This window comes from Mesorhizobium sp. P171375 (genome assembly GCF_057786075.1).
The window spans coordinates 4,443,239-4,469,398 of sequence record NZ_JBYNWF010000001.1 but is presented as its reverse complement, the minus strand read 5'-3'; the positions used below and the strand labels follow the sequence as shown (position 1 = coordinate 4,469,398).

Sequence of the window (26,160 nt, the reverse complement as noted above, 5' to 3'; positions counted from 1 at the left end):
TCAAAACGACAGGGGCTCTAGAGCCACTCGATGTCGTCGAAACCGCGCGCGATGTAGCCGCCCTTGGAGTAGGACTCGCCCTCGTAGCCGAAGATCGGCCACACCTCTTGCTGGTTGTAGAGGCTGACGACGAGGCCGCCGCGAATCGACTGGAAGAACGGCGTCGCCTCGATCTGCTGCAGCACGGCGACGCGCTGCTCCTCCCAGCCGAGGCCGCGATAGCCGCCCTCGCCCGACTTCTTGTCGAGGTCGGCAATGCCGTCTTCGATCATCGTCTTGTAGGCGGCGTCCTTGCCGGCCTGCTCGTCATGGCCCTTCACGGCGATGGCGTAGTATTTGTCGGGCACCTGATCGTGCGGATAGATGTCGCGCGCCATCTGGATCAGCGTCGCCATGGTTTCGGGCTTTAGTGCCGATGTCTCGAGCCCCCAGGCATTTTCGGGGCTGATGACCGCACTGCCGGAAATGACGAGCAGCGCGCCGATGCCACCGCGCTTGAGAAGTTCACGACGTGAGAGCCCAGGCTTCCCGTCATAGATCGTGACCATTTTGTTCCTCCCTGCTTGCTATTTGCGCCCTTGAAGAGCACCGTTGCTGGCGTCGCGCGGCTAAACGCGGCGGAATAATCCCCTACTGGAAGCGCCCTCCACGCTGCAGAACCTCGATCTTGTAGCCGTCGGGGTCCTCGATGAAGAAAAAGCGGGCGATGAGCGACCCATCGCGGTTGAACTCGACGATCTTCTTGGGGTTGAGGCCGAGCGCGCCGATGCGGTCGTGCTCGCTGTCGAGATCGGCGACCGAGACCGCCAGGTGACCGTAACCGTCACCAAGCCCATAAGGCTCGGTGCGGCCCTTGTTCACGGTGAGTTCGAGCTCGAACCCGGTTTCGGCGCTGGCGAGGTAAATCAGCGTGAATGTCTCGAAATCCAGCCTGTCGGCGATATCGAGCCCGAAAGCGTTTCTGTAGAAATCGACGGATCGGGCCTCCTCGAGGACCCGGATCATGGAATGGATCGCTTTCGCCAAATCAGTCTCCGTCGCTGCATGTAGGAGGCGATTATGGGCGGCATGCGCGAAAGGTGGTGGCAGCCGGTTACCACGGCTAATTTTGCAATCACTGCTATGCCTGGGGCCTAAAGACGAAAGTCCGATTGCCGTTTGCGGCTTTCCGGCAGAAAATGGCTCGCACAAATATATGCTTGAAGGCGCGACTCACTGCGCCCAAAACCAACAATATCGGGAGGTAGGAATGTGCAGGGTTTTTGCCGGGCAGGATCCGGAGGGCTACCGACAGATCAACAGGTCGATACGCATCGACGGACACTCGACCAGCATCCAGCTTGAAGCGACATTCTGGGCATTGCTGGACGAGATTGCCGACAGCCAGGGCCTGACGACGCCGAAATTCATCTCGAAACTCTATGACGAGGCGATCGAGATCAACGGCGCCATTCCCAACTTCGCCTCGATGCTCCGCACCACCTGTGCGCTCTATCTGCGCGGTCACCGGCCTGACATGGATGAGCTGACGCCGAAGCGCCAAGCCGCCTGAAGCTTATCCCTCGGCCGCAACCTCGAGCCCGAGCCGCGCCATGTCGGTGAACAAAGCCTGACGTTCGGAATAGGCGGTTAGCTCGTCGGTCACGATATTGTCGACGACGGTCAGCAGCGACAGGGCGCGGGCGCCGAAATGCGCCGCGAGGCGGTAGAGCGCGCTGGTTTCCATGTCGACGGCGAGCGCGCCAAGCGTCTGTGCTTCAGCGAATCGAGCGCGCCCTTCCGGGTGATAGAATACATCGCTGCAGATGGTCAGCCCTGCCTGATGGTCGATGCCGAGTTGAGCGGCGCGGGCCAAGGCGTGGGCGTACAGGCCGGGATCAGGCCCGGCAGCAGCATCGTAGAGGCCGAAGACCTGGCCGCTTCGCTCGCTTTCGGCGCGCACCGATTGCGAGATCACCACGGAACGCAGCGGGACGTTGGGGGTCAGACCACCGCAGGTGCCGGTGCGGATCAGCGTCTTGACGCCGTGGAAATCCAGGAGCTCATGCACATAGACCAGGAAGGACGGGACACCGATGCCGGTGGCCTGGATGCTGACGGGACGACCGCGATAGAGGCCGGTAAAGCCCAGCGCGCCCCGGCGACGGTTGACGCAGCGCGGCGCCTCCAGAAACGTCTTCGCCATCCACTCGGCGCGCTGCGGATCGCCCGGCAACAGCACCGTTGCGGCATAGTCACCCTTGGCTGCCTCGTTGTGCGGCGTCACGACATGCTCCCCAAAACCCGCCGCCCCGTTCGCCTGCAATCATGCCAGCGTCACGTCATTGCGCAAGCGGTGAATTAGGGAGATCTAAAGCGCGTCGCTTGCGACGCACTTTAGGCTTTTGTTTTATGCATGTCGTTTTCTCAAAACCGGGGCCACTTTTGAGCGACATGCATCAGGATTCAAGCACGTCCTTGACGACAGTGGCCAGTTGTTTGAGCGAGAACGGCTTCGGCAGGAAACCGAATTGCGCGTCGGGCGGCAGGTTCCGGGCGAAGGCATCTTCGGCATAGCCGGACACGAAGACAAACTTGATGTCGGGCTGGCGCTTGCGCAATTCGCCAAGCAGCGTCGGTCCGTCCATCTCCGGCATCACCACGTCAGACACGACGATATCGACCTTGCCGCCGAGCGCTTCGAAGACTTCCAGCGCCTCGACGCCCGAGGACGCCTCGTGCACGGTGTAGCCGCGCGAGGTCAGCGCCCGCGAGCCGCCCATGCGCACGGCGTCCTCATCCTCGACCAGCAACACCGTGGCCGAGCCCGACAGGTCCTTGCCGGGGTCGGCGGCTTTCACCGGGGCTGCCGGCGCTTCGCCGACTTCACCCGGCTTCTTCGCCTCCGCTATATGGCGCGGCAGGAAGATGCGGAACGTCGAGCCCTTGCCGACTTCGGAATCGCAGAAGATGAAGCCGCCGGTCTGCTTGATGATGCCGTAGACCATCGACAGGCCAAGACCGGTGCCCTTGCCAACTTCCTTGGTGGTGAAGAACGGCTCGAAGATCTTCTTCAGCACGTCCGGCGCAATGCCGGAGCCGCTATCCTCGACCTCGACCACGACATAGTCGGCCGGGGTGAGTTCGCGGTAGGAAAAGCTCTTGCATTCTTCGGCGGTAACATTTCGGGTGCGCACGGTGAGATCGCCGCCGGCCGGCATGGCGTCGCGCGCATTGACCGCGAGATTGACCACCACCTGCTCGAACTGGCCGATGTCGACCTTGACTGGCCACAGGTCGCGGCCGTGGTCGACCTTCAGCTTGATGTCGTTACCGACCAGGCGGGCAAGCAGCATCCTGAGGTCGGCAAGCACGTCGGTCAGGTTCAGCACTTCCGGCCGCAGCGTCTGCTTGCGTGAGAAGGCGAGCAGTTGCCGCACCAGCGAGGCCGCCCGATTGGCGTTCTGCTTGATGTTCATGATGTCGGGGAAGGACGGGTCCGACGGCCGGTGATTGGTCAGCAGAAGGTCCGACGCCATGATGATGGCAGTCAGCACATTGTTGAAGTCGTGGGCGATGCCGCCGGCGAGCTGTCCCACAGCCTGCATTTTCTGGCTCTGCGCCATCTGGCCCTCGAGCGCCTTCTGCTCGGTGGTGTCGACGGCATAGACGATGGCCGATTCCTCAGCCCCCTCGCCGCCGGTGCCATCGGCGACCGCGTTGACGTAGAAGCGGATGTGGCGCTCCTCATTGCCGGGCAGCAGTGTGTCGATGGGCTCGATGTCGGCCTGCCTGAGCCGCGCCTTTTCGAAGGCGGCGGCAAAGGCCGGGCGGTCGCGCTCGTGGATGACCGTATCCAGCCGCACGCGGCGGTCGACGGCATCGCGATCGACGACGGAGGAAAACAGCGACAGGAACGGCGCGTTGGTGCGCAGGATGCGGCCGCTGGCGTCGACGCCGGCAATCGCCATCGGCGTCGAGTTGAAGAAGCGGGTGAAGCGCACTTCCGACGCGCGAAGGTCGGCGGACGCGTCCTCACCCTGGGTGCGGTTGAGCACGATTGTGCGGGTCGGGCCGTTGGTCCCCTCGCGGCTGGCCGAGACGCGGTGCATGAAGCGCACCGGCAGCGCTTCGCCGGTCGTCGTCGTCAGATCGAGGTCGATGACCGCGTTGCGGGTGGTGCCAGGATCGGCCTTGACCGAGCGCACCAGGGCCATGCCGTCGCCGGCGACGATTTCCGGCAGCGTGACCGCGCCAGGCGTGAAGCTCGCGAGGTCAATGCCCAGCCATTCGGCGAGCGTGGCGTTGATGTAGGTGACGCGGCCCTCCTGGTCGGCCGAGAAGAAGCCGGCCGGCGCGTGGTCGAGATGGTCGATGGCCTTCTGCAGGTCGAGGAAGAAACGCTCCTGCTCTGCCCGTTCCTGCGAGATATCGGCGAGCTGCCAGGCGAGCATGGGCAAACGTTGGCCGGGAACGCTGAAGGTGCGGGCCCGCGCGCGGTACCAGCGCGCGCCTGGCTCGGCGCCGGGCCGGATCGACTGCGCCAGCCGGAATTCGCCGTCGCCGGCCTGGCCGTCGCGCAGGCCCGAGGCCAACCGGTATATGGTCACCGAGGCTTCGGGAACATCGGAAAGCAGGCCTTCGACCGTCTTCAGGTCGGCTGCCGACGCGGCACCGGTCATCTCGGCATAGGCCCGATTGGCGTAGACGACGCGGCCCTTGGTGTCGGTGACGATCAGGCCCTGCGACATCGAATCGACGAAGGCCTTCGACAGTTCATCCCCGGTCGAACGCGGCGCGATCTGCACGAAGCCGATGGCCGTGGCGAACAGGAAGCCGACGCCGATCATGGCAAGCACGCCCAGCATGCCGAGCAGGAAGGGATCGCCAAGACGCTCGCGGAAAATGCCGAAAACGATCGCGGCCCCGGTCAGGACGATGATGAAGACGATGAGCCGGGTAACCGCGCCTGGCCGCGTGTTCTGGTCGACGATCGGTACCGGATAGAAATCGCCGCGCGTTTCCCTGGCCATATGCCCCCTGCTCGTGAGTTTGTCCGACATCGCCCCCGGCCGGTTGAATCACATTCTCCTAGTCCGGAAAAGGCCTTGCCGGCAAATGTCTGATAAAAATGACGCGCCGGTGTTTCAAGCTGTTCATGAGGCGTGAAGGCAACTTGCGGTGCCCGGTCGCAACGGTCTAGTGTCATTTCCACTTCAAAAACCGATTTGGGGGCACCGATGCAGTGGCTGGATAGCGTGGCGGGTCCTGGATATGCCGCAGCGCTGCTGTGGACGTTTGCCGCTCTTGTCCTGCTGGTCATCGTGCTTGTCATCATCAGGCTGGTCCGCAACCTGACTTTCGGCACCTTCGTTGCCGGCGGCAGGAACCGCAAGACGCGGCTGGCGGTCATGGACGCCACCGCGGTCGACAGCCACCGCCGGCTGGTGCTCATCCGGCGCGACGATATCGAACACCTGATTTTGATCGGCGGCCCGACCGACGTCGTCGTCGAGCGCGATATCAGGCTGGCGGCGCCACGCCGTCCGGCTTTGACCGGCGATGGCGGCGGTGGTGGCCTGCAGCAGCAGGCGCCGCGTCCGCGCGCAGCACAACCCGCCCCCGCCGCACCTGCAAGGCAGGTGCCACCGCCGCAACCGGCAAGGGCGGCCCCTGCCGCCGTTCCGCCACGCCAAGCCGCACCGGCGCCAAAACCAACCCAAATCTACCAGGCGAGCAATGTGACACCGCTGCCGGCCTATGGCGCGGCCGCCAACACCGCCCGGCAGGCCCCGCCGCCACCGAAGCGCGAGTCCATCGACGACACGCTGATGCGGGAACTTGAGGTCTCGCTCGATGATTCGCACGCCAGCAAGCCGGCGGCGAAAGCGCCGGCTTCACTCGATGACGAGATGACCAAGCTGCTCGGCGAACTCGCCAGTCAGAAGCGATAAATCCTACCGGAAACCGGCCGGTCCTGACCGGAGTGTGGATCTATACCATTCTTGCGTATGATCTCTTCGAACCGAGGCCTAGCGCGGCAAAAACCCGGAAGCTACGCGCAAAAAAAGAAATGGCCGGGAAACCCGGCCATTTCTGATGAACAGTTCTACTTGATAGCTGCGGCTCAATCGTCGCGATAGACTTTCTCGCGGCGCTCGTGGCGCTCCTGCGCTTCGATCGACAGGGTCGCGATCGGACGTGCGTCGAGACGCTTCAGAGCGATCGGTTCGCCGGTTTCCTCGCAATAGCCGTAAGTGCCTTCATCGATGCGCTGCAGCGCCGAATCGATCTTTGAAATGAGCTTGCGCTGGCGGTCGCGGGCGCGAAGTTCGATGGCGCGGTCGGTTTCAGAAGAAGCCCGATCGGCGAGATCGGGGTGGTTGGCGTTTTCCTGCTGCAGGATTTCGAGAGTTTCGCGCGCTTCGCGCAGTATGTCGTTCTTCCAAGTGACGAGCTTCAGGCGGAAGTATGATTTCTGCCGTTCGTTCATGAACGGCTCGTCTTCGGAGGGTACGTAATCGGCGGTAGAGATATCGTTCATTCGACTCACCCAACAACCCCAAATTTCGCGCTTATATATTCGCGCAGTGAAGGCTGCACAAGCGTAATCGGCGCGCGTTTCACGCAATTGTTAATGCCGTATGCAGCGACCGGCGGCAAAGCCGTCCACAGCAAGGCGCGGGCGAATTCGCATATGATTCGTTGCGCTTGGGCGCCGCCGCCCATTGTGTGGCAGGCCGTTCTCGTGGCTAATCCAATTGTGTCATTTTGATAGGAAGCACACCATGGGGGTCCGGTGAGCAGACTGTATCTATTGAGGCATGCCAAGGCTGGTTGGGCCCTGCCCGGCGTGCGCGACTTCGACCGCCCGCTCGACGCATCCGGCATTGCCGATGCCGAAACGATGGGCACGGCGATGCGTGCCCGCAACTACATTCCCGATATCACGCTCTGCTCCAACGCCAAGCGGGCGCGCCAGACGCTGGAGGGCATAGCCGGCCACACCGACACCGGCCGGGTGCTGTTCTTCGACACGCTCTACAGCGAGGATGCCGCCGGCTATCTCGCCATCATCCGCGGCAATGGCGGGCCGGGCTCGCTGCTGGTCATCGGCCACAATCCAATGACGGAAGACCTTGCCATGGCGGTCTCGGGCGACGGCGACGAAGCGGCGCGGGCCATCATGAACCATGGTTTCCCGACCTCCGGCCTGGCGGTCGTGCGCTTCGAGGGCACCCTCACCGAGGCCGCGCGAGGTGCCGGCTATCTCGAAGCCTTCCTGACGCCCGCCGATCTCTGAGCGGAGCCGGCCAGGTCCGGACGCCATTTCAAACTGCGGATGCAAAGCCTATATCGGGGCGGACCGAGGCCCGAGAGAACAGATTTTGGCATCATCGCTTACCACCTTCACAGACGAAGCGAGAATTGCCCTGGATACGCTGTCGGGGCGGGCAAGCGGGCTGTTTTCGCCATCGCTGCGGCTCGGCGTCACCGGCCTTTCCCGCGCCGGTAAGACGGTGTTCATCTCGGCTCTTGTCCACAATCTGATCCATGGTGGACGCCTGCCCCTGTTCGAGGCGCAGAAGTCTGGACGCATCGCGCGCGCCTTCCTCGAGGAACAGCCGGATGACGCCGTGCCGCGCTTCCAGTACGAGGACCATATCGCCGCCCTGGTCAACGATCGCGTCTGGCCGGACTCGACGCGCGCCATTTCCGAACTCAGGCTCACCATCGAATATGAATCGGCCTCCGGCTGGAACCGCATGTTTTCCAGCGGGCGGTTGTCGGTCGACATTGTCGACTACCCCGGCGAATGGCTGCTCGACCTGCCGCTGCTCGGCAAATCCTTCGCCGATTTCTCGCGCGAAGCCTTCGAAATGGCGATGCTGCCGGCGCGTCACGACCTGTCGCAGGAGTGGAGGGCCCTGTCGGCGACGATCGACCCCAATGCCGACGCTGACGAAATGACGGCGCGCCGGCTGGCCGAAGGCTTTGCCGCTTATCTCAAGGCCTGCAAGCTCGACGAGCGGGCGCTCTCGACCTTGCCGCCCGGCCGTTTCCTCATGCCTGGCGACCTCGAGGGTTCGCCGGCGCTGACCTTCGCGCCCTTGCTGCTCCAAGGCGAGCGGCGGCCACGCTCCGGTTCGCTGCAGGCAATGATGGAGCGCCGCTACGAGGCCTACAAGACGCATGTGGTGAAGCCGTTCTTCCGCGAACACATCACCCGCCTCGACCGCCAGATCGTGCTGATCGACGCCATGCAGGCGCTGAACGCCGGCCCCGGCGCGATGGCCGACCTCGAACGCGCGGTGACCGAGATCCTCTCCTGTTTCCGCCCCGGCCGCGGCAATTTCCTCACCGATTTGTTTTCGCGCCGCATCGACCGCATCCTGGTCGCTGCGACCAAGGCCGACCATCTGCATCACGAAAGCCATGACCGGCTGCAGGCGATCGTGCGGCGGCTTGCCGACCGGGCCGTGGCGCGGGCGAATTTTACCGGTGCCGATGTCGACGTGGTCGCCATGGCGGCGGTGCGCGCGACACGCGAAGGCACGGTCAAGCAGGGACGCGAGACGCTGCCGGTGATCATCGGAACGCCGCTGAAGGGCGAGAGGATCAACAGCGAAACCTTCGACGGCAAAGCCGAGACCGCCATATTTCCCGGTGACTTGCCGGAGAAAATTGAAGCGGTTTTCGATGTTTCTGAAGCTGACCACAGACAGAGCGGCGACGACCCGGCGATCCGTTTCGTGCGCTTTCGGCCGCCAAAGCTTGAACGCACCGCCGAAGGCGTCACGCTGTCGTTGCCGCATATCAGGCTCGACCGCGCCTTGCAGTTCCTGATCGGAGACCATCTGGCATGACCGCGCCCCGCAGACCGGCAGCTTTCCGTATCGAGCCGGAGGCCGAATCGAAGCAGGCCCGCAGCCATGCCGAGCCGCTACCGACGCGCAAGCCGCGGGCCGTTGTCGTACCGGCCGAGATCGACGTCTTCGACGAGCCTGACATCGTCGCCGCCGAACCGCCGCCGGCGACCGCGCCGCGCAAGCGCTCGCTGTTTGCCAGCCTGTTTTTCGGCGCGGTCGGCGTGCTGGTTTCGCTGGCCGTCGGCCTGTGGACCGACCAGCTCATTCGCGATCTGTTCGAGCGCGCGGAGTGGCTGGGCTGGTTGGCGGCTGCCATGGCCGCAATCGCCATGCTGGCGCTCGTGGTGGTGCTGGTGCGCGAATTCCTGGCCATCGCCCGGCTGGCCGAGGTCGAAAAGCTGCAAAAACGGGCTCTCGATGCCGTGGCGCGCGACGATCCGAAGGCCGCAAGGGCCGTCGTCGAAGAACTCTCGGCCTTTGTCGCGGCGAAACCAGAAACGGCGGCCGGCAGGCGATCGCTGGCCGAACTACGTGGCGAGATCATCGATGGCGGCAATCTGGTGCGGCTGGCCGAAACCGAGATTCTGGCGCCGCTCGACGCCAGGGCAAAGGTGATGATCCTGGAAGCGGCCAAGCGTGTGTCACTGGTGACGGCGGTCAGCCCGCGTGCCCTGGTCGACGTTGCCTATGTCGTCTTTGAGGCCGGGCGCCTCATTCGCCGCTTGTCCGAGCTTTACGGCGGCCGGCCCGGCACGCTGGGCTTTTTCCGGCTGGCGCGCAGCGTTCTCGCCCACCTGGCGGTGACCGGCTCGATCGCCGTCGGCGACAGCTTTGTCCAGCAGATCGTCGGCCATGGCCTTGCCGCGCGACTTTCGGCGAAACTCGGCGAAGGTGTCGTCAACGGCATGATGACGGCGCGCATCGGCATCGCCGCGATGGAGACGGCGCGGCCCCTGCCCTTCATTGCCGCCAGGCGGCCGGGCATGGGCGATTTCCTGTCGGCGCTGACCTCGTTCGCGACCAAAAAAGAGAGTGAAACGCCTGCTCCCGACAAGTGAACGTCCTCTCGCGGTCACCAAGCATTAACCAATCTTGTTCATGGTCGTCCAACAACAGCCTCCTTGTTGCCGGGTGTCGTCTATGAAAAGCGTAATCTTGTCCTGCGTCCTGCCCCTGGTCGCGCTTGCTGCACCTCTGGGCCTGGCCGGGAAAGCCTCTGCAGCCGAACCCGACAAGCAGTTCTTCCGCACCGTCGAAGGCAAATGGGTCGGCCCGGGCGAGATCGTCGCCGGCAAATACAAGGGCACGAAATTCACCTGCAGCTTCGACGGCTCGACGCCTGACAACAAGACGGGCATGTCGCTCGACGGCGACTGCCGGGTCGGTGTCTTCACCCAGAAAATGTCGGCGACCGTCGAGCGCAAGGGACGCGACTACAAGGGCAACTTCATGGGCGGCGCCGCGGGTTCGGGCCTCGACATTATCGGCGGCAATGTCGTCGATCCCCGCAAGGTGGTCTTCACCATCAACCGCAACCAGTTGCGCGGCGTCATGCAGGCCCGCATTCCCGACGACAATTCGATGACGGTGACCATCGCCGTGCGCGTCGACCAGCAACTGGTGCCGGTGATCGGCATGAGCCTCAAGCGCGTCGATGCCGTCGAAGTCGGCTCCATCGCCAAGAACTGACCTTCAAGCGGTTCCCGGAAAGCAACGGACAGTTTTACGCCCCGCGATAGCTTTGCGAGTCACGCTCAGATCAATGTCGGGAAGTGACAGGCCACCTTGCGGCCGGGTTTACGCTCGTTGAGCACGGGTCGTTCGGTGCGGCACCTTTCCACCGCTATCGGACATCTAGGATGGAAGCGGCATCCGGGTGGCGGGTTGAGCGGGCTCGGCACATCGCCAGTCAGGATAACGCGCTTGCTCGTCCCGCTCGGCGTCGTCTCAACGACGGGGACCGCCGAGATCAGCGCCTGGCTGTAAGGGTGGGATGGTGTCGCAAACAATTCTTCCGCCGGTCCTTCCTCGACGATCGAACCAAGATACATGACCGCGATGCGGGTCGAGACCTGACGCACCACTGACAGGTCGTGAGCGATGAAGATATAGGTGAGCTTCAGCTTCTCCTGGAGGTCGGCAAGCAGGTTGACGATCTGCGCCTGCACCGACACGTCGAGCGCCGAGACGGGTTCGTCCAGCACGACCAGATCGGGATTGAGGGCAATGGCGCGCGCAATGCCGAGACGCTGGCGCTGTCCACCGGAGAATTCGTGGGGATAGCGCATGACATGATCCGGCAGCAGTCCGACGAGGTCGAACAGTTCCGCGACGCGCTGGGTGATTTCGCGTGACGAAAGCTTGCCGTGGATACGCAGCGGCTCGGCCACCAGGTCGCCAACGCGCCGGCGCGGATTGAGCGAGGCCGATGGATCCTGAAAAACCATTTGCAGACGGCGCCGCAGCGGCCTGAGTTCGGACAGCGACTTTGTGGTGATGTCGTCGCCTTCGAAGAGAAGCTTGCCGTCCGATATGTCGTAGAGCCTCACCAGACAGCGCGCCAGCGTGGACTTGCCACATCCGGATTCGCCGACCAACCCGACTGTCTCGCCGCGCCACACCGTCAGCGAAACATTGTCGACGGCATGGACGGTTCGCTTGCCCTCCGCGGAAAAACGAGTGCCGATCGCAAAACGCTTGCCGAGCGAACGCGTCTCGAGGATCGGAAGGTCTTTGCTGGTCATAGGTCCGCTCATGCCTGCGCCACCCGGAAGCACGCCGCGGCATGGGTGCTGGCGCCAAGGTCGGGCTTGCCGGACATACAGGGCTCATACTGAACCGGGCAACGCGGGCCGAAAGCGCAGCCTTGCGGCAAGCGCAGCAGCGATGGCGGCGAGCCCGGAATGGCCGGCAGGCGGCGTGGCTTCTCGCCGGTCAGCGGCGGGATCGAACCGAGCAGCGCGCGCGTATAGGGGTGTCGCGGGTCGGAGAACAGCTCCATGCGGCTGCCGCGCTCCACCACCCGGCCGGCATACATGACCATCACCCGGTCGGCGAGTTCGGAGACCACGCCCATGTCATGGGTGATGAAGACAACCGCCGATTTGTGCGTCGCGCGCAGCTTGCGCACGAGGTCAAGAATGCCGGCCTGTACCGTCACGTCGAGCGCCGTGGTCGGCTCGTCCGCGACTAGCAGCGCCGGGTTGCAGGACAGCGCCATGGCGATCACCGCCCGCTGGCGCATGCCGCCGGAAAGCTGGTGCGGATAGCGCGACATGGCCTCGTGCGGGTTGGGAAAATTCACCTCGGCCAGCAGTTCCTCGACGCGCGCCATCGCCTTGGATTTGCTGATATTTTGATGCGCCCGGATCTGCTCGGCGATCTGCCAGCCGATCGTGTAGACCGGCGTCAGCGCCGTCATCGGGTCCTGGAAGATCATCGCGATCTCGTTGCCGCGCAGGCGCCTGAGTTCGCGCGCCGGCAGTCCCACCAGTTCGCGGCCCTTGTAGCGGATAGACCCCTCGATGATGGCGTTGGGGTCGGTGATGAGGCCCATCACCGCCAGCAGCGACACCGTCTTGCCCGAACCGGATTCGCCGACGACGCCGAGGATCTCGCTCTCTTCGAGGTCGAAGGAAACGCCATCGATGGCGCGCACCAGGCCGTCATTGGTGCGGAAGGATACTCTGAGGTCGCGCACCGACAGTATCATGATGTCCTCAGGCGCGGATCGAGAAGGATGTAGACGAAATCGACGACCGCGTTGGCGATGACAACGAACATGGAGGCATACATCACCGTTGCCATGATCATCGGTAGATCAAGGTTCTGCAGCGCGTCATAGGTGAGCTTGCCGATGCCATGCAGTCCGAACACCACCTCCGTCAGCAACGCGGAACCGCCCACCAGCGCGCCGAAATCCAGGCCGAACAGGGTGACGAAGGCAATCAGCGAGGTGCGCAAGGCATGGCGCAGCAAGATGCGCGTTTCCGACAGGCCCTTGGCACGGGCGGTGCGGATATAGTCTTCCTGCATGGATTCGATGATGGCCGCGCGCAGGACGCGCCCGTAAATGCCGATGTAGAGGATGGCCAACGTGATCCAGGGAATGACCAGGGTCAGGAACCAGCCCTTCGGATCGTCGGAGAAATTCTTGTAGCCGAGCGGCGGCACCCAGGAGAACGCCCAGTTGTCGTGATAGCGGCTCTGGGTGATCAGGTTCATCACCTCGCCCAGCCAGTAGACTGGCATGGAAATGCCGAGAAGCCCCAGCGCCATCAGAAGCTTGTCCAGCCAGCTGCCGCGGGTGGCGGCGGCAACGATTCCGATGATGATGGAGACAACCACCCACAGGATCGCCGCCCCAAACACCAGCGAGAGCGTGACGGGAATAGAATCCATGACCGCCGGCACCACCCTCCAGCCGCGGTTGACGAAGGAGGTCAGGTCGCCGGTGACGAAGATCTTCTCCATCATCTTCACATATTGGACGTAGAGCGGCTGGTCGAAGCCGAAGCTGTGCCGCACCGCTTCCAGCACCTCGGGCGATGCATTACGGCCGGCAATGCGCGCCGCCGGGTCGGCGCCCGGCGTGGCAAAGAAAATCAGGAAGACGATGACCGAGATGCCGAACATCACGAACAGCATCTGACCGAAGCGGCGCAGGATGGCGTAGATCATCAATCGCGCCCCAGCCGTACCTTGGAGCGCGGGTCGAGCGCGTCGCGCAGGCCGTCGCCGAAGACGTTCAGCACCATGACGGACACCGCGATTGCCAGGCCCGGCACCAGCGCCACGAGCGGGCGGGTGTAAAGCAGCGCCTGTCCGTCCTGGATGATGGTGCCCCAGCTTGCGGCCGGCGGCTGGACACCGATCGACAGGAAGGAGAGCGCCGATTCCGTCAGCATGTTCAGCGCCATCATCAGTGGCACGAAGACGATCAGCGTGGTGGTGATGTTGGGCAGGATGTCGCGCCACAGGATGCGCCATCCCGGCACACCCAGATTAATCGCGGCGAACACGAATTCGCTGTGTCGAAGCGACAGAACCTGGCCGCGTATGGGGCGCGCCACATAGGGCACGTAGACAATGCCGATGATGATGACCGGCAGCCACAGACTGCCGGACTCGATCTCGATCGGCCCGATCGAGATGCCCTGCGCGATGGTGACGATGGAAAGCGATATCGCCAGCAGATAGATCGGAAATGCCCAAAGCACATCCAGAAAGCGCGACAGCACGGTGTCGGTGATGCCGCCGAAATAGCCGGCCATCAGCCCTGCCAGCGTGCCGATGATCAGCGTGAAGATGGTGGCTGCGCCGGAGATCAGCAGCGAACTCAGCCCGCCATAGAGCATACGGGCCATGACATCGCGGCCCTGGCTGTCGGCGCCAAGGAAATAGTTGCCGAGCCGCCAGGTCGGACCGATCGGCGTGTAGCCAAGACCAAGCCCCTCCGTCGACTGCTCCATCACGGGGACGTCGACGCCGTCGATCTGGATGACGGTGTCGAGCGTCGAGGCGAAGGGGTCCGTGCCCGCCCATTTCGCATAGAGAGGCGCGCTGAGGCAGGCAAGGACGATGAGGAGGAATACGGCCAGGGATGCCATCGCAGCCCTGTCCGTTGCCAGCTTTGCAAACGCGACGGCCCAGGGCCCTCGCGTCTTGCGCGGCATGGCGATGGCTTGGTTCGACACGGCCGTGCCTCTCCGCAGTTCGTTACTGCACCCAGGATTGGGTGATCATCCAGTTGAACTGCCGGTTGAACTTGAAATTGCCAACCCGTTTGCTGACGAAGTCAAGTCGCTTCGGCGTGAAGAGGCCAACGGCCGGCGCCTTATCGGTGACCTCCCGGTCGATTTCGGCCCACAATTTGTCGGCAGCCTTCTGATCGGTCACACCGAGATCAAGCGCCTTCTGCATCTTGGTGTCGATATCCTTGTCGCAGAAGCCGGCGATGTTGATTGAAGCGTCCGACCCTTCACGGAAGGAAGCGCAGGAGAACAAGATGTTCAGGAAGTCGGAAGCCGCGGGATAGTCCTTGTACCACTGGGTGATGGACATCTGCACCTTGTTGTTAGTGTTCTGGATGTAGGTGAACTGGATGTTGGACGAGATCGGCTTGACGTCGGCGACATAGCCGATGCTGGTCAGCGCGCTCTGCAGATAGACACCGATGGAGCGTGAGATGGCAGTGTCCTCGGCGATGATGGTTACCTTCTGGCCCTTGGTGCCGGATTCCTCGACGAGCTGCTTTGCCTTGTCGAGATCGGGCGCCGACCATTTGGCGCCGGGGTTCTTGGTGAAGGGGCAATAATCCTCATGGCCGGGGAAATCCGGCGGCAGGACCTGGCAGACCGGCGAGGCCAGCACCTTGCCGCCGAACAGCTTGACCAGCGTGTTGCGGTCGACTGCATAGGCAACCGCCTGGCGCGCTTTTTCGTTGTCGAAGGGTGCCAGTCGGTTGTTCAACGGCGCATACCACCATGCTGACAGCGGCGAGATGTGCAACTGGTCCATGGATTTGCTGCCAAGTTCGCCCAGGCGATCGCTCGGCAGCGCGTCGAACATCCAGTCCGCCTCGCCGTTCTGGATCGCCGAGACCGCTGCTTCCTCGGACAGGCCGAAATCATATTGTACGACATCCGGGTAACCGTCGGGCTGGGCTTCCTCGCTCCACTGCTTAAAATTGGGATTGCGCGACACCGTCATGCCCTTGTTGGGGTCGAAGGCGGAGATCATATACGCACCGGTGCTGGGGATAGGCTTGGAGCCCATGTCTTCGGCGGGCGTGTCGGCCGGCAGAACCACTGCGTGAGGCAAAGCGAGCTTGTAGAGCAGCTCGGCATCCGGCTTGGTGATGTTGATGGTGATGGTACCGGCGGCTTCGTCACCGACAACGCCGCCTTCCAGCGTGCAGCTCTTGGTGTCGGCCAGGCATTTGTCGGCGCCGACGATGCCGGCATAGAAGGTGCCTGAGGTCGGTCCGGAAATCTTGAAGATGCGCTGGAAGGAGGCAACGACGTCCTTGATGCCAAGATCCTGGCCGCCGGAGAACTTAATGCCCTTGCGCAGCTTGAAGGTGAAGGTCTTGCCGTCATTCGTAACCACAGGCAGCGCCTCGGCCAGATCGGGGACGATGGTGAAGCCGCCCATGCCTTCGGCTTTGCGGAAGGCCACCAGGCCGTCATAGATCGGCTGGTACATCTGCCAACCCTGGTCGGTGTAATTGATGTGCGGATCGAGCGTTCCCGCCGCCGAGCGGGCGAGAAGGCGGATGGTGCCGCCTCTATGCTCCTTGAGATATTCGGCCTGCGCCGGGGCCAGCCATGTGCCGGCCAGCAATGAAGCGGCTGACGCCGCAAAAAACAGTTTCTTCATGTTTTATTCCCCTTTTTTCTCAGTTGTCGTTGTCGTCCAGAAAGTCTCCCACCACCCGCATGCACGCCTCTTGCTCCTCGACATGCGGCATGTGGCTGGAATGCTCGAATATCTCCCAGTGCGATCCTTTGATGCCGTCCTTGAAGGGCTGCACGGTCGCTGGCGTGGCCTCGTCATAGCGACCTGATATGATCAACGTCGGAACATCGATGGCCGGCAGTCGATCGACGATGCTCCAGTTCTTCAGCGTTCCGATGACGTGAAACTCGTTTGGCCCGTTCATGACATGATAGACGGTCGGATTGCGTGCGATCTGGGCGAAGGTCTCCGTCACTTCGGGCGGAAAAGGCACGCGGCAGACATGCCGTTCGTAGAACCGCATCGTCGCTTCCTGGTAGGCCGGATCGTCCGTCGTGCCGGCCTGCTCGTGGCGGGTCAGCGTCTCCTGGACATCCACGGGCAGGTCGGCGCGCAGCCGGTTGGCTTCTTCAACCCACAGCTTCATGGAAGCCGGCGAGTTGGCGATGGTCAACGACTTCAGGCCTTTCGGTCGCGTTACCCCATATTCGGCGCCTAGCATGCCGCCCCAGCTCTGACCGAGGACATGGAAGCCGGACCGGATGCCGAGATGGTCGACAAGGTTTTCAAGCTCGTCGATGAAGAGCTTAGGCGTCCAGAAATCGGCGCCCTTCTGCGGCAGCAAGGTGGAGTTGCCGCAGCCCAACTGGTCGTAGTGGATGACGGCGCGGCCGCGGCGGGCAAGAAGCTTGTAGGCATCGACATAATTGTGGGCGGCGCCCGGCCCACCATGCAGGATCACCACCGGGGCTTTGTCGGCGTCGAGGTCGCCGGAGATACGATACCAGGTTTCGTAGTTGCCGAAGGCGGCCCGCCTCTGCCTACCACTGATCTCAGACGACATCCCGGCTCCCTTGCATGTTTGAAGGCATCGTGTTGTTGGGCCTAGTTCACCTTGCGGCTGGTTTGCACCCATTCTTCCAGCATCTGCACGCCGAACGCCGTGGCGCCTTCCCGGCCGAGCGGCTGATCCTTGTCGGCCATTTCCTTGCCGGCTATGTCGAGATGCACCCAGGGCCGATCCTCGGTGAAGTGGCGCAGGAACGCCGCCGCATAGGGCGCGTCGCCATCTTCCATGTCCTTGGCGTGGTGCCGGATATCGGCGAATGGCGATTGCAAGCCCTCATCGTAAGCGCGGTCGAGCGGCAACTGCCAGAACCGCTCACCGACCGTTTCTCCTGCCGCGATCATCTGCGTCGCGGTGGCGTTGTCGGTGCTGAACAGGCCGGCGAATATCGATCCGAGGCCACGCATCACCGAATAGGTCAGCGTCGCCAGATCGACGATCACGGAGGGGTTGAAGCGCGTAGCTGCATAGTAAAGGCAGTCGGCTAGGATCAGCCGTCCTTCCGCGTCGGTGTCGAACACTTCCACGGTCTGTCCGGAGGCCGTGGTGATGATGTCGCGCGGCTTGAGCGCGGTGCCGGACGGCATGTTCTCGGCGATGCCCAGAACGCCGACGGCATGCACCGGACTGCCTTGCCGGGCAAGCGCGATCAGCAGGCCAACCACTGCCGCCGCGCCACCCATGTCGGCCTTCATGTCGAACATCTGCTCGCCGCGCTTGATGCAGAGGCCGCCGGAGTCAAAGCAGACACCCTTGCCTACGAAAGCCATCGGCTGTGCGGGAGCACCCTTGCCGCGATAGCGCAGGACCGCAACGCGCGGCGGCCGCACTGAACCTGACCCGACGGCCAGGATGGCATTCATTCCGAGTTCCCTAAGCTTCGCCATGTCGAGGATCTCGACGTCGATGCCGGCTTCGCGCAGCGGCTCGAGGTGATCGTGGAAATTGTCGGGATGGAGATGGTTCGGCGGCAGGTTGACCAGGGTGCGCGCATATTCGACGCCGTCGGCGATGGCATTGGTCCGCGCCAGCGCCGGGGCGAGCTCCGCGCCGCTTGCGCCGACCAGTTGTACCCGCAAGGTTCGATCCGCGCCTGCTCCCTGGCGTTGGTTGCGCATGTCGAAACGATAGCGCCGAAGCCGCATGCCGAGCGCCACGCGCGCCAGGATTTCCGCGCCGGGCATATCGACGCCGGCGGTCGGGTCCAGGACCAGGGTGGCGGCGCACTCGCTCTTGCCCTCAAGATGCGCGGCAAGCAGACCGCCGGCGCGTGCCAGTGAGAGTGTCGTAATGGCCTCAGCCTTGCCTAGGGCGAGAACGATGACGCGCCGGGTCGATACGGCCTGGGGAGCGATCACATCGATGCAGGTGCCGGATTCGGCCAGAGCGTCCGTATCGGAGCAGGCACGGGACAAAATCCCGCTCAGCTCAACATCCAGTGCCGCTGCCCGTGGGCCAAAGCCTGTCTGGGCAGTTTGCAGGATCACGACGACAGAGGTTTCCGCGGAAATCTCGTCGGCCGCTTCAAACACCGGCACTGGCGATTGAGGCATAAGCAGTCATTCTCCCATTTTTCCCCGGCCTTAGCGCAGCTTTGCGCAAAGCTTCGCCCGCCAGCGGTGGAACCGATCAGGCCGGTCTCTGCCGTTGGTGGAATGGTGCCGGAGGCCCCAAATAATCGTTTTCTGATGGCGACTTGGTCGCTCTTGTCTCTTGCGTATCCCCGAACCGGCCAGGTGATCAAACGCCAATTTTGCCCAAGTCGATTGACAAAAACTCAACTGACAATTCATGATCGGGCGATGGCGCTACCCTCACTCAACGGCATGCGCGCTTTCGAGGCTGCCGCACGCCTCGGCAGCATCAAGGATGCAGCGGAGGAATTGCACCTGACACCGTCGGCCGTAAGCCGCCACATCCGTGCGCTTGAACGAAATCTCGGCCAGGATCTGTTCGAGCGTGGCTTTCGCCAGATAACGCCGACCATCAGGGGGTCCTACTATGCGCGCGGCCTCTCCGAAGCGTTCGAGGCGATCTGGCGCGCCACCGACGATGTCAGCGTCTCCGACGGCCCAAGCCACAGCAAGGCCCAACGTGTCAGGGTCTTGTGCGTACCGGCGGTTCTGAACCTTTGGCTGGCGGACCGGTTGCCAAACTTTCGCCGGCTGCATCCATCCGTGGATCTGGAGATTTCCACGTCCGGCAAGCGGGCCAACTTCGATTTGGCCATTGTCGACGAGTTCGTCTACAAGGCCGGCCCGGCGCTAACGCTGTTGATCCCGCTGTTGCTGACCCCGGTTTGCGCGCCCTCGCTGCTGGAAGGGCCGGTGCCGCTGCGGTCGCCCGCCGATCTGGTCAATCACCACCTGATCCATGAATGCGAGACCATGCGATGGAAGCGATGGCTGGAGCAGGAAGGCGTGTTGGACACCACGCCGAAATCGAGCACGACCCTCGATGACTGCACCTTGATCATGCGCGAGGCGATAAACGGCGCGGGTATAGCGCTGGCCGACACGATGATGGCGCAGGATCTTCTGCAGCAGGGAAAACTGATCGCCCCGTTCCGAGCCCGCCACACCTATCCGGCCGGCATCTATCTGCATCAGCGTCGCAGCATCGGCAACAAGCCGGGCACAGGCCTGTTCCAGGACTGGCTGCTCGCCGAGATCGACGATCACAAACGGACGATGGCTATCCCTTAGAACACCAGCAAAAAAGGCGGTGGCTCCCCGAGCCACCGCCTTCTTCAATTCCCCGAACGAAAATCAGCCCTTGATGGCGGCCGTCAGTTCGTCATAGGCCTTGCAGGCTTCGTCCAGCGTCGTGGCGCCCTGGTATTTGGTCGTCACCGCCTGCACCTTGGCCGTCAGGTCAGCCGCCTTGGACGGATCCTTGGTGATCGCCTCCTGCAGCGCGGCGGTCATCTCCTGGGCCTTCTTGGCCGCAATCTCCTGCGTGCATTCAGGCGCCTTCGAACAGGCCGATGCGGCAAGCATGGCGACACCCACGCCGACGAGCAAAAACTTCTTCATGTCAGTCATCTCCTCACAAAGGCAGAACTTGATCGTCGCTGCCTTCAAATGGCCGAAGCCGAGCGTCCCTTAGCCGCCGATTGCGGCAAAACGCAACGCGTGTGCCGCATAAACTTGTGTAACGCGGCTGCAACATCGCGGCGGCCCGGAGTCAGGCCGTCTAGACTAATGCATGTCGCCCAAAAGTGCGCAGCGGTTTTGGGATAACGACATGCATAAAAACAAAAACTTAAAGCGCGTCGCACAGGGCCGTTCAGGCGCGACGCGCTTTAGGGCAGTTGAAGTAGGGTTAGCTGCGAGGCTGTAGCAGCGCCAGCAAAGCTGTCGATGCGGCAAGGACGGCGGTGAGAGTCAAAGGCGCCGTGGCGCCGTAATTGTCCACGACATAGCCGCCGACAACCGCGCCGATGGTGATGGCAACCTGGAAAGAGACGACCATCAGGCTGCCCGCCGCTTCCAGTGCGTCAGGTGCCGCACGGGACAGATTGGTCGGCAGCACCACCGGCCCCATGCCGAAGGCCAAGCCCCAAAGCGTTACGAGCGCGAAGGCAGCGCCGACGTGCACGCCCCAAAGCACCAATGCCAGCGCCGCAAACGCCATCAAGACGGCGGTCACCACGAGCGCCATGCGGATATTGGCGTCGGCCAAGCGGCCGCCGACAATGTTGCCGACCACGGCGGCGATGCCAAATCCGAGCAGAGCCAGCGCAATCGGCCCGGTTGCAAGCAGCGTCACATGTTCGAGGAAGGAGCGCACATAGACGGAGCCGGCGAAATGCCCGGTCATCAGCAAAACAATGGCAAGCATGCCGAGCTGAATGCCACGCCGCCGCGTCAGCCGAAACACGTCGGCAAGGCTGTTGCTTGCGGTTGCAGGCAAGGTCGGCAGGCTGAGAAACTGCAGTAGCATGGCAACCAGGGCCAGCCCCGCTGTCATGGCCATGGCGCTGCGCCACCCCAGCCAGTCGCTGATCAACGCGCCCATCGACGGCGCGGCAATGGTGGCGAGCGAGACGCCCAGGGTGACGATGGCCATGCCCCGACCTGTCGCATTGGCGCCGACCAGCCTCGCTACGACGGCAACCGAAAGTGCCCAGAAAGCGCTGAGCGCGATTCCCAGCCCGGCCCGGCCCAGCAACAGCAGCCAGAAATTGGGCGCCAGCGCTGCAAGAATATTGGAAGCGACCGCCAGGGCCATGAGACCAACCAGCACCGTCTTGCGGTTCAACCGGCCGATGAGAACATTGCTCAACATCGCCGTCACGGCGCCGACCGAAGCGGTGGCGGTGACGACCTGTCCGGCTGTTCCCTCGCTGATGCCGAGATCGCGCGCCATCGGCGTCAACAGACCTGCCGGCAGGAATTCGGCGGACACCAGGGCAAAGCTGGTGGCCGCCAATGAAATGACCGCGAACCAGGTGGCTGCGCTCCATGCGGTTGGCGCATCGGCGTCAAGGCCAATCGCGGCGTCTTCAAGCTGTAATGTTGTGTCAGTCACGGAAGGATCTCCAAAGTTTGGAGATCTTCTATAGACGAGTCCGTTCGGATGATATGTATCCTAGAATCCGAAATTCATATCTATTCGTCCGGGAATTGTGCGGCGCACAACACCTGGCGAAACATTGGTGATGCGCTTGAACGCGCGCGCGAAGGATGCCTCGGAATCATAGCCCAAACGGGTAGCCACTTCGGCAACCGACAAGCCGTTCTGCCCCAGCAACTCACGGGCAAGCTGCATCCGCAGGCGGGCGAGATAGCGTGCAGCACCCTCGCCCAAGACAGCGCTGAAGCGCTCGGCGAAAATCGACCGCGATTGGCCTGCCACGCCGGCCAGGCTTCCCAGCGTCCAGTTGTGGCCGGGGTTTCGGTGCATGGCTGCCAGAGCGCGGCCAATATGGGGGTCGCGGATGGCTGCGAGCCAACCGGTGGTCGAAGCGCCATTGCAATTGACCCAGCAGCGGATGAGCCGGGCTGTCAGCAAATCCGCCATACGCGACAAAATGGTGGCGCTGCCCATCTGCGGGTGTGCGGCCTCCACCGTCATAGCCGCCAGCAAAGGACCGACGACAGGGTCATTGCCGGCCACGTCGCAACCCTTGATGACAGGCGGCATCAACGTGATCAATGGGTTGAGCGCACAGGAACCCAAGGCCATCGAGCCGCAGAAAAGGGTGCTCGTCGCGCCCGTTCCCTGCCGTACCACTTCGCAGACGTTGCCGCCGAACTTGATCACCTGGCAGCCCTCGAGCGAGTCGACCTCAACGTCCGGCGCGCTAGCCAGCCGATGGGCGATGCCTTGCGGCAGCAGCACCAGATCGCCATCGCGCAACTCCTGCCAGCCTTGCGCTTCGGTATGAATCCAGCATGGCCCATGGCCGACAAAATGGAACCGAAGCAGCGGTTGCTGCGGAAAGTCTATGCTCCATGGATGCCGGAGCTCGCAGCGGCCATAGTTGACGCCGCTCAAGCGAAAGTCCTGCAGAACTTCACTGAGCGCATCCATCGGGATATGGGACGGCGAAGACGGTCGGGACGAATGGTCAAGCATTGAGCTGATATAGATGCCGAACGTCCGGCAGGCAAGCGGCGACCATTGTTTCACCGGGGGAATCGCTTCAACGGCACCTACCCGTCCTGGCAGGCTTCCCACCCTTGCCTCTAGCTCCAACTGCATGCAAGGAGTGCTGCTGAACACGGGGACAAGAGGCATGGCAGCGGAAGCGTCGGGCAGCGATCTTATTCAGGTGGTGGCGCTGCTTGCCGCCGGCGTCGTCGCCGTTCCGATCTTCAAACGCATGGGGCTGGGCTCGATCCTCGGCTATCTCGCCGCCGGCGTGGTTATCGGCCCGTTCGGCATCCGAATCTTTTCCGAATCGGAAGCCATCCTGCACGTCGCCGAACTCGGCGTCGTCATGTTCCTGTTCATCATTGGGCTGGAGATGCAGCCGTCGCGGCTATGGGGGCTGCGGCGCGAAATTTTCGGACTCGGCGCCCTGCAGGTCGGCGTCTGCGTGGTGCTTCTGACTCTTGTCGGATTAGCGGGCGGCTTTCCGATCGCGCAATCCTTCGTTGCCGGCGCCGGCTTCGTGCTGACCTCGACGGCGATCGTCATGCAGCTGCTGGAAGAACGCGGCGAGATGGCCAGCCCCAAAGGACAGCGCATCGTGTCCATCCTGCTGCTTGAGGATCTGGCGATCGTGCCGCTTTTGGCGCTGGTCGCCTTCCTGGCGCCGGGCGGCGCCGAGATGACCCTGCAGCAAAGGCTGACCGAGATCGGCATCGGCCTTGGCGCCATTGTCGGGCTGGTGGTGGCCGGCCGCTATCTGCTCAATCCGTTCTTCCGCATCCTGGCCGACGCCAAGGCGCGCGAAGTGATGACGGCGGCCGCACTTCTGGTCGTGCTGGGGTCAGCGCTGGTCATGCAGCTGTCCGGCCTGTCGATGGCGATGGGCGCGTTCCTCGCCGGCGTGCTCCTGTCCGAATCGACCTTCCGCCACCAGCTAGAAGCCGACATCGAACCGTTCCGCGGCATCCTGCTCGGCCTGTTCTTCCTCGCCGTCGGCATGTCGCTCGACCTGCATGTGGTGGTCGACAACTGGCAGCTCGTCGCCATCTATGTCGTCGCCTACATGGTGATGAAGGCGCTCGGCATCTATCTCGTCGCCCGCGTGCTGAAGAGCGGCCACCGCGAAGCGCTGGAGCGCGCCGTGTTCATGGCGCAAGGCGGCGAATTCGCCTTCGTGCTTTACTCCGCGGCCGCGGCAGTCGGCATCATCGACAGCCGGGCCAACGCCACGCTGACCGCGATCATCATCATCTCCATGGTGCTAACGCCGCTGGCGATCATCGTGCTCAAATATCTGACGCCGCGCGACGAGCAGTCGCTCGAAGGCGTCGATATCGCCGAAGGGCTGACCGGCAGTGTTCTGGTCATCGGCTTCGGCCGCTTCGGCCAGATCGCCAGCCAGCCGCTTTTGTTGCGCGGCATCGACGTGTCGATCATCGACAATGATGTCGAAATGATCCAGGCTGCCGCCGATTTCGGCTTCAAGGTCTATTATGGCGACGGCACGCGGCTCGACATTCTGCGCGCCGCTGGCGCTGGTCGTGCGCGCGCCGTGCTGATCTGTGTCGACAAGCCCGACGCTGCCGTTCGCATTGCCGAACTGATCAAGGCGGAGTTTCCGTTGCTGACGGTTCTGGCTCGCGCCTTCGATCGCGGCACAGCGCTGTCGCTCATTCGCGTCGGCGTGGATTTCCAGCTGCGCGAAACCTTCGAATCGGCCCTCGTCTTCGGTGGGTCGGCGCTCGAAGCGCTTGGCGTCGAACCGGAAGACGTCGCCGACGTCATCGAGGATGTACGGCGCCGCGACAACGACCGCTTCGAGACGCAGTTGGCGGAAGGCATACGGGCTGGCCGGCGCTTCCTCAGGGGCAATATCGGCACGCCGATTCCGACGCCGCTCGCCCCGCCACGTCGACCCGGCCAGGCGCTGAATGAAGAAACCGCCGGTGTGTTGAACAAATCCGAACCCGCCCAGCCAGAGGAAGGCAGATGACCGCATTGGATGAGCGAGCGCTCGCCGTGACAAAATTCTGGCGCGAGGCCGGCGAAGACGCCTGGTTCGAAAAGAACGACGCTTTCGATGCGGATTTTCGCAGCCGATTTCTCGACCTGCATTATGCGGCCGCGCGGCGCGAGTGCGACGCCTGGTCGGAGCATGCCGAGGGCTCGCTGGCGCTGATGATCCTGCTCGACCAGTTTCCGCGCAACTGCTTTCGCGGCTCCGGCCACATGTACGCCACCGATCCGCTGGCAAGGCACTTTGCCGCCAAGGCGATCGCCGCCGGCCATGACCTGGCGCTGGAAGAAGACCTGCGCGTCTTCCTCTACCTGCCCTACGAACATTCGGAACTGCCCGCCGACCAGGACAGGTCGGTTGAGCTCACCACTGCCAGGGCGCCGGAGTATATCAAATACGCGGTCGAGCACCGCGACATCATCGAGCGTTTCGGCCGCTTCCCGCATCGCAATCGCATGCTTGGTCGCGAGACGACGGTGGACGAACAGGCATTTCTCGATGGCGGCGGATTCTCCGGCTAACCCAGCCACCAGTCGCGGCCGGACGCCAGCCGCTCTATGCCTGCCGTATCGACGGCGCTGAGCCGCTCGCTCACGCTGCGGCCGCCAACCGCCAGTTCCGGCGCGATCTCGGCCAGGGGCGCCAGCACGAAGGCGCGCTCCAGCATCCTGGGATGCGGCACTTCCAACCCGGTCTCGTGGATGATGCGGTCGCCGAACACCAATATGTCGATGTCGATCAGGCGCGGCCCCCAGCGCTCCTCGCGCACCCGCTTCAGCTTGCGCTCGGCCTCGAGGCAGAGATCGAGCAGCGCCCTTGGCGCCAGCGCGGTCGAGATTTCGGCGGCGGCATTCAAGAAATCCGGCTGGTCGAGCTTGCCCCAGGGCGGTGTGCGGTAGAGCGAGGAGACGGCGATGACGCGCGTGTTATCGTCGGCGTCGAGCAGGCGCAGCGCCGTGGCCATCGACGCCGCCGGATCGCCGAGATTGCCGCCAAGGCTGAGATAGACCGTGTTATTCGGGCCAGACAACGGTCACCTCGACATAATCGAGCACGCCGGGCACCGGCGCGTTCGGTTTGCGCACGGTGATCTCGGCCCTCCTGATCTGCGGGAACCGCGCCGTCAGCGCCTTCGCCACTTCGAGCGCCAGCGCCTCGATCAGGAACCGGCGATGTCCGGTGACGATCTTTTCAATCACCGTGAAGGCGATGCCGTAATTGACGGTGTCCTCGATGGAATCATCCTCCAGCGGGCGGCTGGGCTCGACCGTCAACTCGGCATCGACATAGAAACGCTGGCCAAGCGCCTCCTCCTCGTCCAGCACGCCGTGCCGGGCAAAGAAGGCGCAGTTCTTCATGCGGATGACGTACATTTCTTGGCTTCCTGG

General features: G+C 63.2%; 26 protein-coding genes. 9 read left to right on the top strand and 17 right to left on the bottom strand.

The window, feature by feature from the left end:
• Positions 1 to 17 precede the first annotated feature (17 nt).
• Both ACYHH6_RS21540 and ACYHH6_RS21535 read right to left on the bottom strand, forming a co-directional pair.
• Positions 18 to 548 (bottom strand): gluconate 2-dehydrogenase subunit 3 family protein, encoded by a 531-nt coding sequence (locus ACYHH6_RS21540; RefSeq protein WP_112561517.1) that lies wholly within the window; start codon positions 546 to 548, stop codon positions 18 to 20.
• Between the two features lie 82 nt (positions 549 to 630).
• Positions 631 to 1,026 (bottom strand): VOC family protein, encoded by a 396-nt coding sequence (locus tag ACYHH6_RS21535; protein ID WP_352561776.1) that lies wholly within the window; start codon positions 1,024 to 1,026, stop codon positions 631 to 633.
• A 223-nt stretch (positions 1,027 to 1,249) separates the two neighbouring features.
• Between ACYHH6_RS21535 and ACYHH6_RS21530 the strand changes: the two genes are divergently transcribed.
• Positions 1,250 to 1,552 carry a ribbon-helix-helix domain-containing protein gene (locus tag ACYHH6_RS21530; protein WP_112561515.1) on the top strand — a complete coding sequence of 101 codons (303 nt, stop codon included), beginning with the start codon at positions 1,250 to 1,252 and terminating at the stop codon, positions 1,550 to 1,552.
• Between the two features lie 3 nt (positions 1,553 to 1,555).
• On the opposite strand, the gene ACYHH6_RS21525 is transcribed toward ACYHH6_RS21530, so the two are convergent.
• Positions 1,556 to 2,266, bottom strand: coding sequence for a purine-nucleoside phosphorylase (locus ACYHH6_RS21525; protein ID WP_352586820.1), 711 nt, complete (start codon positions 2,264 to 2,266; stop codon positions 1,556 to 1,558).
• A 172-nt stretch (positions 2,267 to 2,438) separates the two neighbouring features.
• Positions 2,439 to 5,012 carry a cell cycle histidine kinase CckA gene (gene cckA / locus ACYHH6_RS21520; protein ID WP_352586818.1) on the bottom strand — a complete coding sequence of 858 codons (2,574 nt, stop codon included), beginning with the start codon at positions 5,010 to 5,012 and terminating at the stop codon, positions 2,439 to 2,441.
• Positions 5,013 to 5,219: 207 nt separating this feature from the next.
• On the opposite strand from cckA, the gene ACYHH6_RS21515 reads away from it, so the two are divergent.
• Positions 5,220 to 5,933, top strand: coding sequence for a hypothetical protein (locus ACYHH6_RS21515; RefSeq protein WP_352586816.1), 714 nt, complete (start codon positions 5,220 to 5,222; stop codon positions 5,931 to 5,933).
• A 173-nt stretch (positions 5,934 to 6,106) separates the two neighbouring features.
• Here the strand turns inward: ACYHH6_RS21515 and dksA are convergent, their stop codons facing one another.
• Entirely contained in the window at positions 6,107 to 6,523 is a 417-nt protein-coding gene (dksA, locus tag ACYHH6_RS21510) for an RNA polymerase-binding protein DksA (protein WP_112395407.1), read from the bottom strand.
• A 255-nt stretch (positions 6,524 to 6,778) separates the two neighbouring features.
• On the opposite strand from dksA, the gene ACYHH6_RS21505 reads away from it, so the two are divergent.
• The 4 genes from ACYHH6_RS21505 (at position 6,779) to ACYHH6_RS21490 (ending at position 10,538) form a co-directional block, all read left to right on the top strand.
• Positions 6,779 to 7,282: a SixA phosphatase family protein gene (locus ACYHH6_RS21505; protein WP_352586814.1), complete on the top strand. Its 504-nt coding sequence runs from the start codon at positions 6,779 to 6,781 to the stop codon at positions 7,280 to 7,282.
• Positions 7,283 to 7,367: 85 nt separating this feature from the next.
• Positions 7,368 to 8,846, top strand: a complete 1,479-nt coding sequence (locus ACYHH6_RS21500) for a YcjX family GTP-binding protein (RefSeq protein WP_352586812.1) — start codon at positions 7,368 to 7,370, stop codon at positions 8,844 to 8,846.
• Positions 8,843 to 9,907 (top strand): YcjF family protein, encoded by a 1,065-nt coding sequence (locus ACYHH6_RS21495; RefSeq protein WP_352586810.1) that lies wholly within the window; start codon positions 8,843 to 8,845, stop codon positions 9,905 to 9,907. Before ACYHH6_RS21500 ends, ACYHH6_RS21495 begins: the two co-directional genes overlap by 4 nt.
• Positions 9,908 to 9,989: 82 nt before the next feature.
• A complete protein-coding gene (locus ACYHH6_RS21490; protein WP_112561509.1) occupies positions 9,990 to 10,538 on the top strand; it encodes a hypothetical protein in 549 nt (182 codons plus the stop codon).
• Between the two features lie 65 nt (positions 10,539 to 10,603).
• On the opposite strand, the gene ACYHH6_RS21485 is transcribed toward ACYHH6_RS21490, so the two are convergent.
• From ACYHH6_RS21485 to ACYHH6_RS21455, 7 genes are read right to left on the bottom strand one after another with little or no spacing between them, the layout of a single operon-like run.
• Positions 10,604 to 11,593 carry an ABC transporter ATP-binding protein gene (locus ACYHH6_RS21485; RefSeq protein ID WP_352586808.1) on the bottom strand — a complete coding sequence of 330 codons (990 nt, stop codon included), beginning with the start codon at positions 11,591 to 11,593 and terminating at the stop codon, positions 10,604 to 10,606.
• 8 nt (positions 11,594 to 11,601) lie between these two features.
• Positions 11,602 to 12,561: an ABC transporter ATP-binding protein gene (locus tag ACYHH6_RS21480; protein WP_352586806.1), complete on the bottom strand. Its 960-nt coding sequence runs from the start codon at positions 12,559 to 12,561 to the stop codon at positions 11,602 to 11,604.
• Positions 12,558 to 13,529 (bottom strand): ABC transporter permease, encoded by a 972-nt coding sequence (locus ACYHH6_RS21475; RefSeq protein WP_352586804.1) that lies wholly within the window; start codon positions 13,527 to 13,529, stop codon positions 12,558 to 12,560. The genes ACYHH6_RS21480 and ACYHH6_RS21475 overlap by 4 nt, the downstream gene beginning before the upstream one ends.
• Entirely contained in the window at positions 13,529 to 14,545 is a 1,017-nt protein-coding gene (locus tag ACYHH6_RS21470) for an ABC transporter permease (RefSeq protein ID WP_352586802.1), read from the bottom strand. The genes ACYHH6_RS21475 and ACYHH6_RS21470 overlap by 1 nt, the downstream gene beginning before the upstream one ends.
• 22 nt (positions 14,546 to 14,567) lie before the next feature.
• Positions 14,568 to 16,229, bottom strand: a complete 1,662-nt coding sequence (locus ACYHH6_RS21465) for an ABC transporter substrate-binding protein (RefSeq protein ID WP_352586800.1) — start codon at positions 16,227 to 16,229, stop codon at positions 14,568 to 14,570.
• A 19-nt stretch (positions 16,230 to 16,248) separates the two neighbouring features.
• Entirely contained in the window at positions 16,249 to 17,151 is a 903-nt protein-coding gene (locus ACYHH6_RS21460; RefSeq protein WP_352586798.1) for a proline iminopeptidase-family hydrolase, read from the bottom strand.
• Between the two features lie 41 nt (positions 17,152 to 17,192).
• Positions 17,193 to 18,707: a leucyl aminopeptidase gene (locus ACYHH6_RS21455; RefSeq protein WP_352586796.1), complete on the bottom strand. Its 1,515-nt coding sequence runs from the start codon at positions 18,705 to 18,707 to the stop codon at positions 17,193 to 17,195.
• Between the two features lie 102 nt (positions 18,708 to 18,809).
• On the opposite strand from ACYHH6_RS21455, the gene ACYHH6_RS21450 reads away from it, so the two are divergent.
• Positions 18,810 to 19,859, top strand: coding sequence for a LysR family transcriptional regulator (locus tag ACYHH6_RS21450; protein ID WP_352586794.1), 1,050 nt, complete (start codon positions 18,810 to 18,812; stop codon positions 19,857 to 19,859).
• A gap of 63 nt (positions 19,860 to 19,922) precedes the next feature.
• On the opposite strand, the gene ACYHH6_RS21445 is transcribed toward ACYHH6_RS21450, so the two are convergent.
• The 3 genes from ACYHH6_RS21445 to ACYHH6_RS21435 all read right to left on the bottom strand — a co-directional run bounded on the left by ACYHH6_RS21445 (position 19,923) and on the right by ACYHH6_RS21435 (position 22,737).
• Positions 19,923 to 20,189, bottom strand: a complete 267-nt coding sequence (locus tag ACYHH6_RS21445; protein ID WP_112561811.1) for a hypothetical protein — start codon at positions 20,187 to 20,189, stop codon at positions 19,923 to 19,925.
• A 289-nt stretch (positions 20,190 to 20,478) separates the two neighbouring features.
• Positions 20,479 to 21,687, bottom strand: coding sequence for an MFS transporter (locus tag ACYHH6_RS21440; RefSeq protein ID WP_352586792.1), 1,209 nt, complete (start codon positions 21,685 to 21,687; stop codon positions 20,479 to 20,481).
• A gap of 60 nt (positions 21,688 to 21,747) precedes the next feature.
• Complete coding sequence (locus tag ACYHH6_RS21435) at positions 21,748 to 22,737, bottom strand: AraC family transcriptional regulator (protein ID WP_352587005.1); 990 nt, start codon at positions 22,735 to 22,737, stop codon at positions 21,748 to 21,750.
• A 160-nt stretch (positions 22,738 to 22,897) separates the two neighbouring features.
• Between ACYHH6_RS21435 and ACYHH6_RS21430 the strand changes: the two genes are divergently transcribed.
• Both ACYHH6_RS21430 and ACYHH6_RS21425 read left to right on the top strand, forming a co-directional pair.
• Complete coding sequence (locus ACYHH6_RS21430) at positions 22,898 to 24,748, top strand: monovalent cation:proton antiporter-2 (CPA2) family protein (protein ID WP_352586790.1); 1,851 nt, start codon at positions 22,898 to 22,900, stop codon at positions 24,746 to 24,748.
• Positions 24,745 to 25,293 (top strand): DUF924 family protein, encoded by a 549-nt coding sequence (locus ACYHH6_RS21425; protein WP_352586788.1) that lies wholly within the window; start codon positions 24,745 to 24,747, stop codon positions 25,291 to 25,293. The genes ACYHH6_RS21430 and ACYHH6_RS21425 overlap by 4 nt, the downstream gene beginning before the upstream one ends.
• On the opposite strand, the gene folK is transcribed toward ACYHH6_RS21425, so the two are convergent.
• Entirely contained in the window at positions 25,290 to 25,802 is a 513-nt protein-coding gene (gene folK / locus ACYHH6_RS21420; RefSeq protein WP_352586787.1) for a 2-amino-4-hydroxy-6-hydroxymethyldihydropteridine diphosphokinase, read from the bottom strand. The genes ACYHH6_RS21425 and folK overlap by 4 nt on opposite strands.
• On the bottom strand, positions 25,786 to 26,145 hold the full coding sequence (gene folB, locus ACYHH6_RS21415; protein ID WP_352586785.1) for a dihydroneopterin aldolase: 360 nt from the start codon (positions 26,143 to 26,145) through the stop codon (positions 25,786 to 25,788). The genes folK and folB overlap by 17 nt, the downstream gene beginning before the upstream one ends.
• Between the last annotated feature and the right edge of the window lie 15 nt (positions 26,146 to 26,160).

Bases quoted from the DNA above. Each gene is read 5' to 3' on its own strand.
- ACYHH6_RS21540 (WP_112561517.1), bottom strand. From the start codon at position 548: ATGGTCACGATCTATGACGGGAAGCCTGGGCTCTCACGTCGTGAACTT.
- ACYHH6_RS21530 (WP_112561515.1), top strand. From the start codon at position 1,250: ATGTGCAGGGTTTTTGCCGGGCAGGATCCGGAGGGCTACCGACAGATC.
- cckA (WP_352586818.1), bottom strand. From the start codon at position 5,012: ATGGCCAGGGAAACGCGCGGCGATTTCTATCCGGTACCGATCGTCGAC.
- ACYHH6_RS21515 (WP_352586816.1), top strand. From the start codon at position 5,220: ATGCAGTGGCTGGATAGCGTGGCGGGTCCTGGATATGCCGCAGCGCTG.
- dksA (WP_112395407.1), bottom strand. From the start codon at position 6,523: ATGAACGATATCTCTACCGCCGATTACGTACCCTCCGAAGACGAGCCG.
- ACYHH6_RS21495 (WP_352586810.1), top strand. From the start codon at position 8,843: ATGACCGCGCCCCGCAGACCGGCAGCTTTCCGTATCGAGCCGGAGGCC.
- ACYHH6_RS21490 (WP_112561509.1), top strand. From the start codon at position 9,990: ATGAAAAGCGTAATCTTGTCCTGCGTCCTGCCCCTGGTCGCGCTTGCT.
- ACYHH6_RS21485 (WP_352586808.1), bottom strand. From the start codon at position 11,593: ATGACCAGCAAAGACCTTCCGATCCTCGAGACGCGTTCGCTCGGCAAG.
- ACYHH6_RS21480 (WP_352586806.1), bottom strand. From the start codon at position 12,561: ATGATACTGTCGGTGCGCGACCTCAGAGTATCCTTCCGCACCAATGAC.
- ACYHH6_RS21475 (WP_352586804.1), bottom strand. From the start codon at position 13,529: ATGATCTACGCCATCCTGCGCCGCTTCGGTCAGATGCTGTTCGTGATG.
- ACYHH6_RS21465 (WP_352586800.1), bottom strand. From the start codon at position 16,229: ATGAAGAAACTGTTTTTTGCGGCGTCAGCCGCTTCATTGCTGGCCGGC.
- ACYHH6_RS21460 (WP_352586798.1), bottom strand. From the start codon at position 17,151: ATGTCGTCTGAGATCAGTGGTAGGCAGAGGCGGGCCGCCTTCGGCAAC.
- ACYHH6_RS21455 (WP_352586796.1), bottom strand. From the start codon at position 18,707: ATGCCTCAATCGCCAGTGCCGGTGTTTGAAGCGGCCGACGAGATTTCC.
- ACYHH6_RS21450 (WP_352586794.1), top strand. From the start codon at position 18,810: ATGGTGCCGGAGGCCCCAAATAATCGTTTTCTGATGGCGACTTGGTCG.
- ACYHH6_RS21445 (WP_112561811.1), bottom strand. From the start codon at position 20,189: ATGAAGAAGTTTTTGCTCGTCGGCGTGGGTGTCGCCATGCTTGCCGCA.
- ACYHH6_RS21435 (WP_352587005.1), bottom strand. From the start codon at position 22,737: ATGCTTGACCATTCGTCCCGACCGTCTTCGCCGTCCCATATCCCGATG.
- ACYHH6_RS21430 (WP_352586790.1), top strand. From the start codon at position 22,898: ATGGCAGCGGAAGCGTCGGGCAGCGATCTTATTCAGGTGGTGGCGCTG.
- ACYHH6_RS21425 (WP_352586788.1), top strand. From the start codon at position 24,745: ATGACCGCATTGGATGAGCGAGCGCTCGCCGTGACAAAATTCTGGCGC.
- folB (WP_352586785.1), bottom strand. From the start codon at position 26,145: ATGTACGTCATCCGCATGAAGAACTGCGCCTTCTTTGCCCGGCACGGC.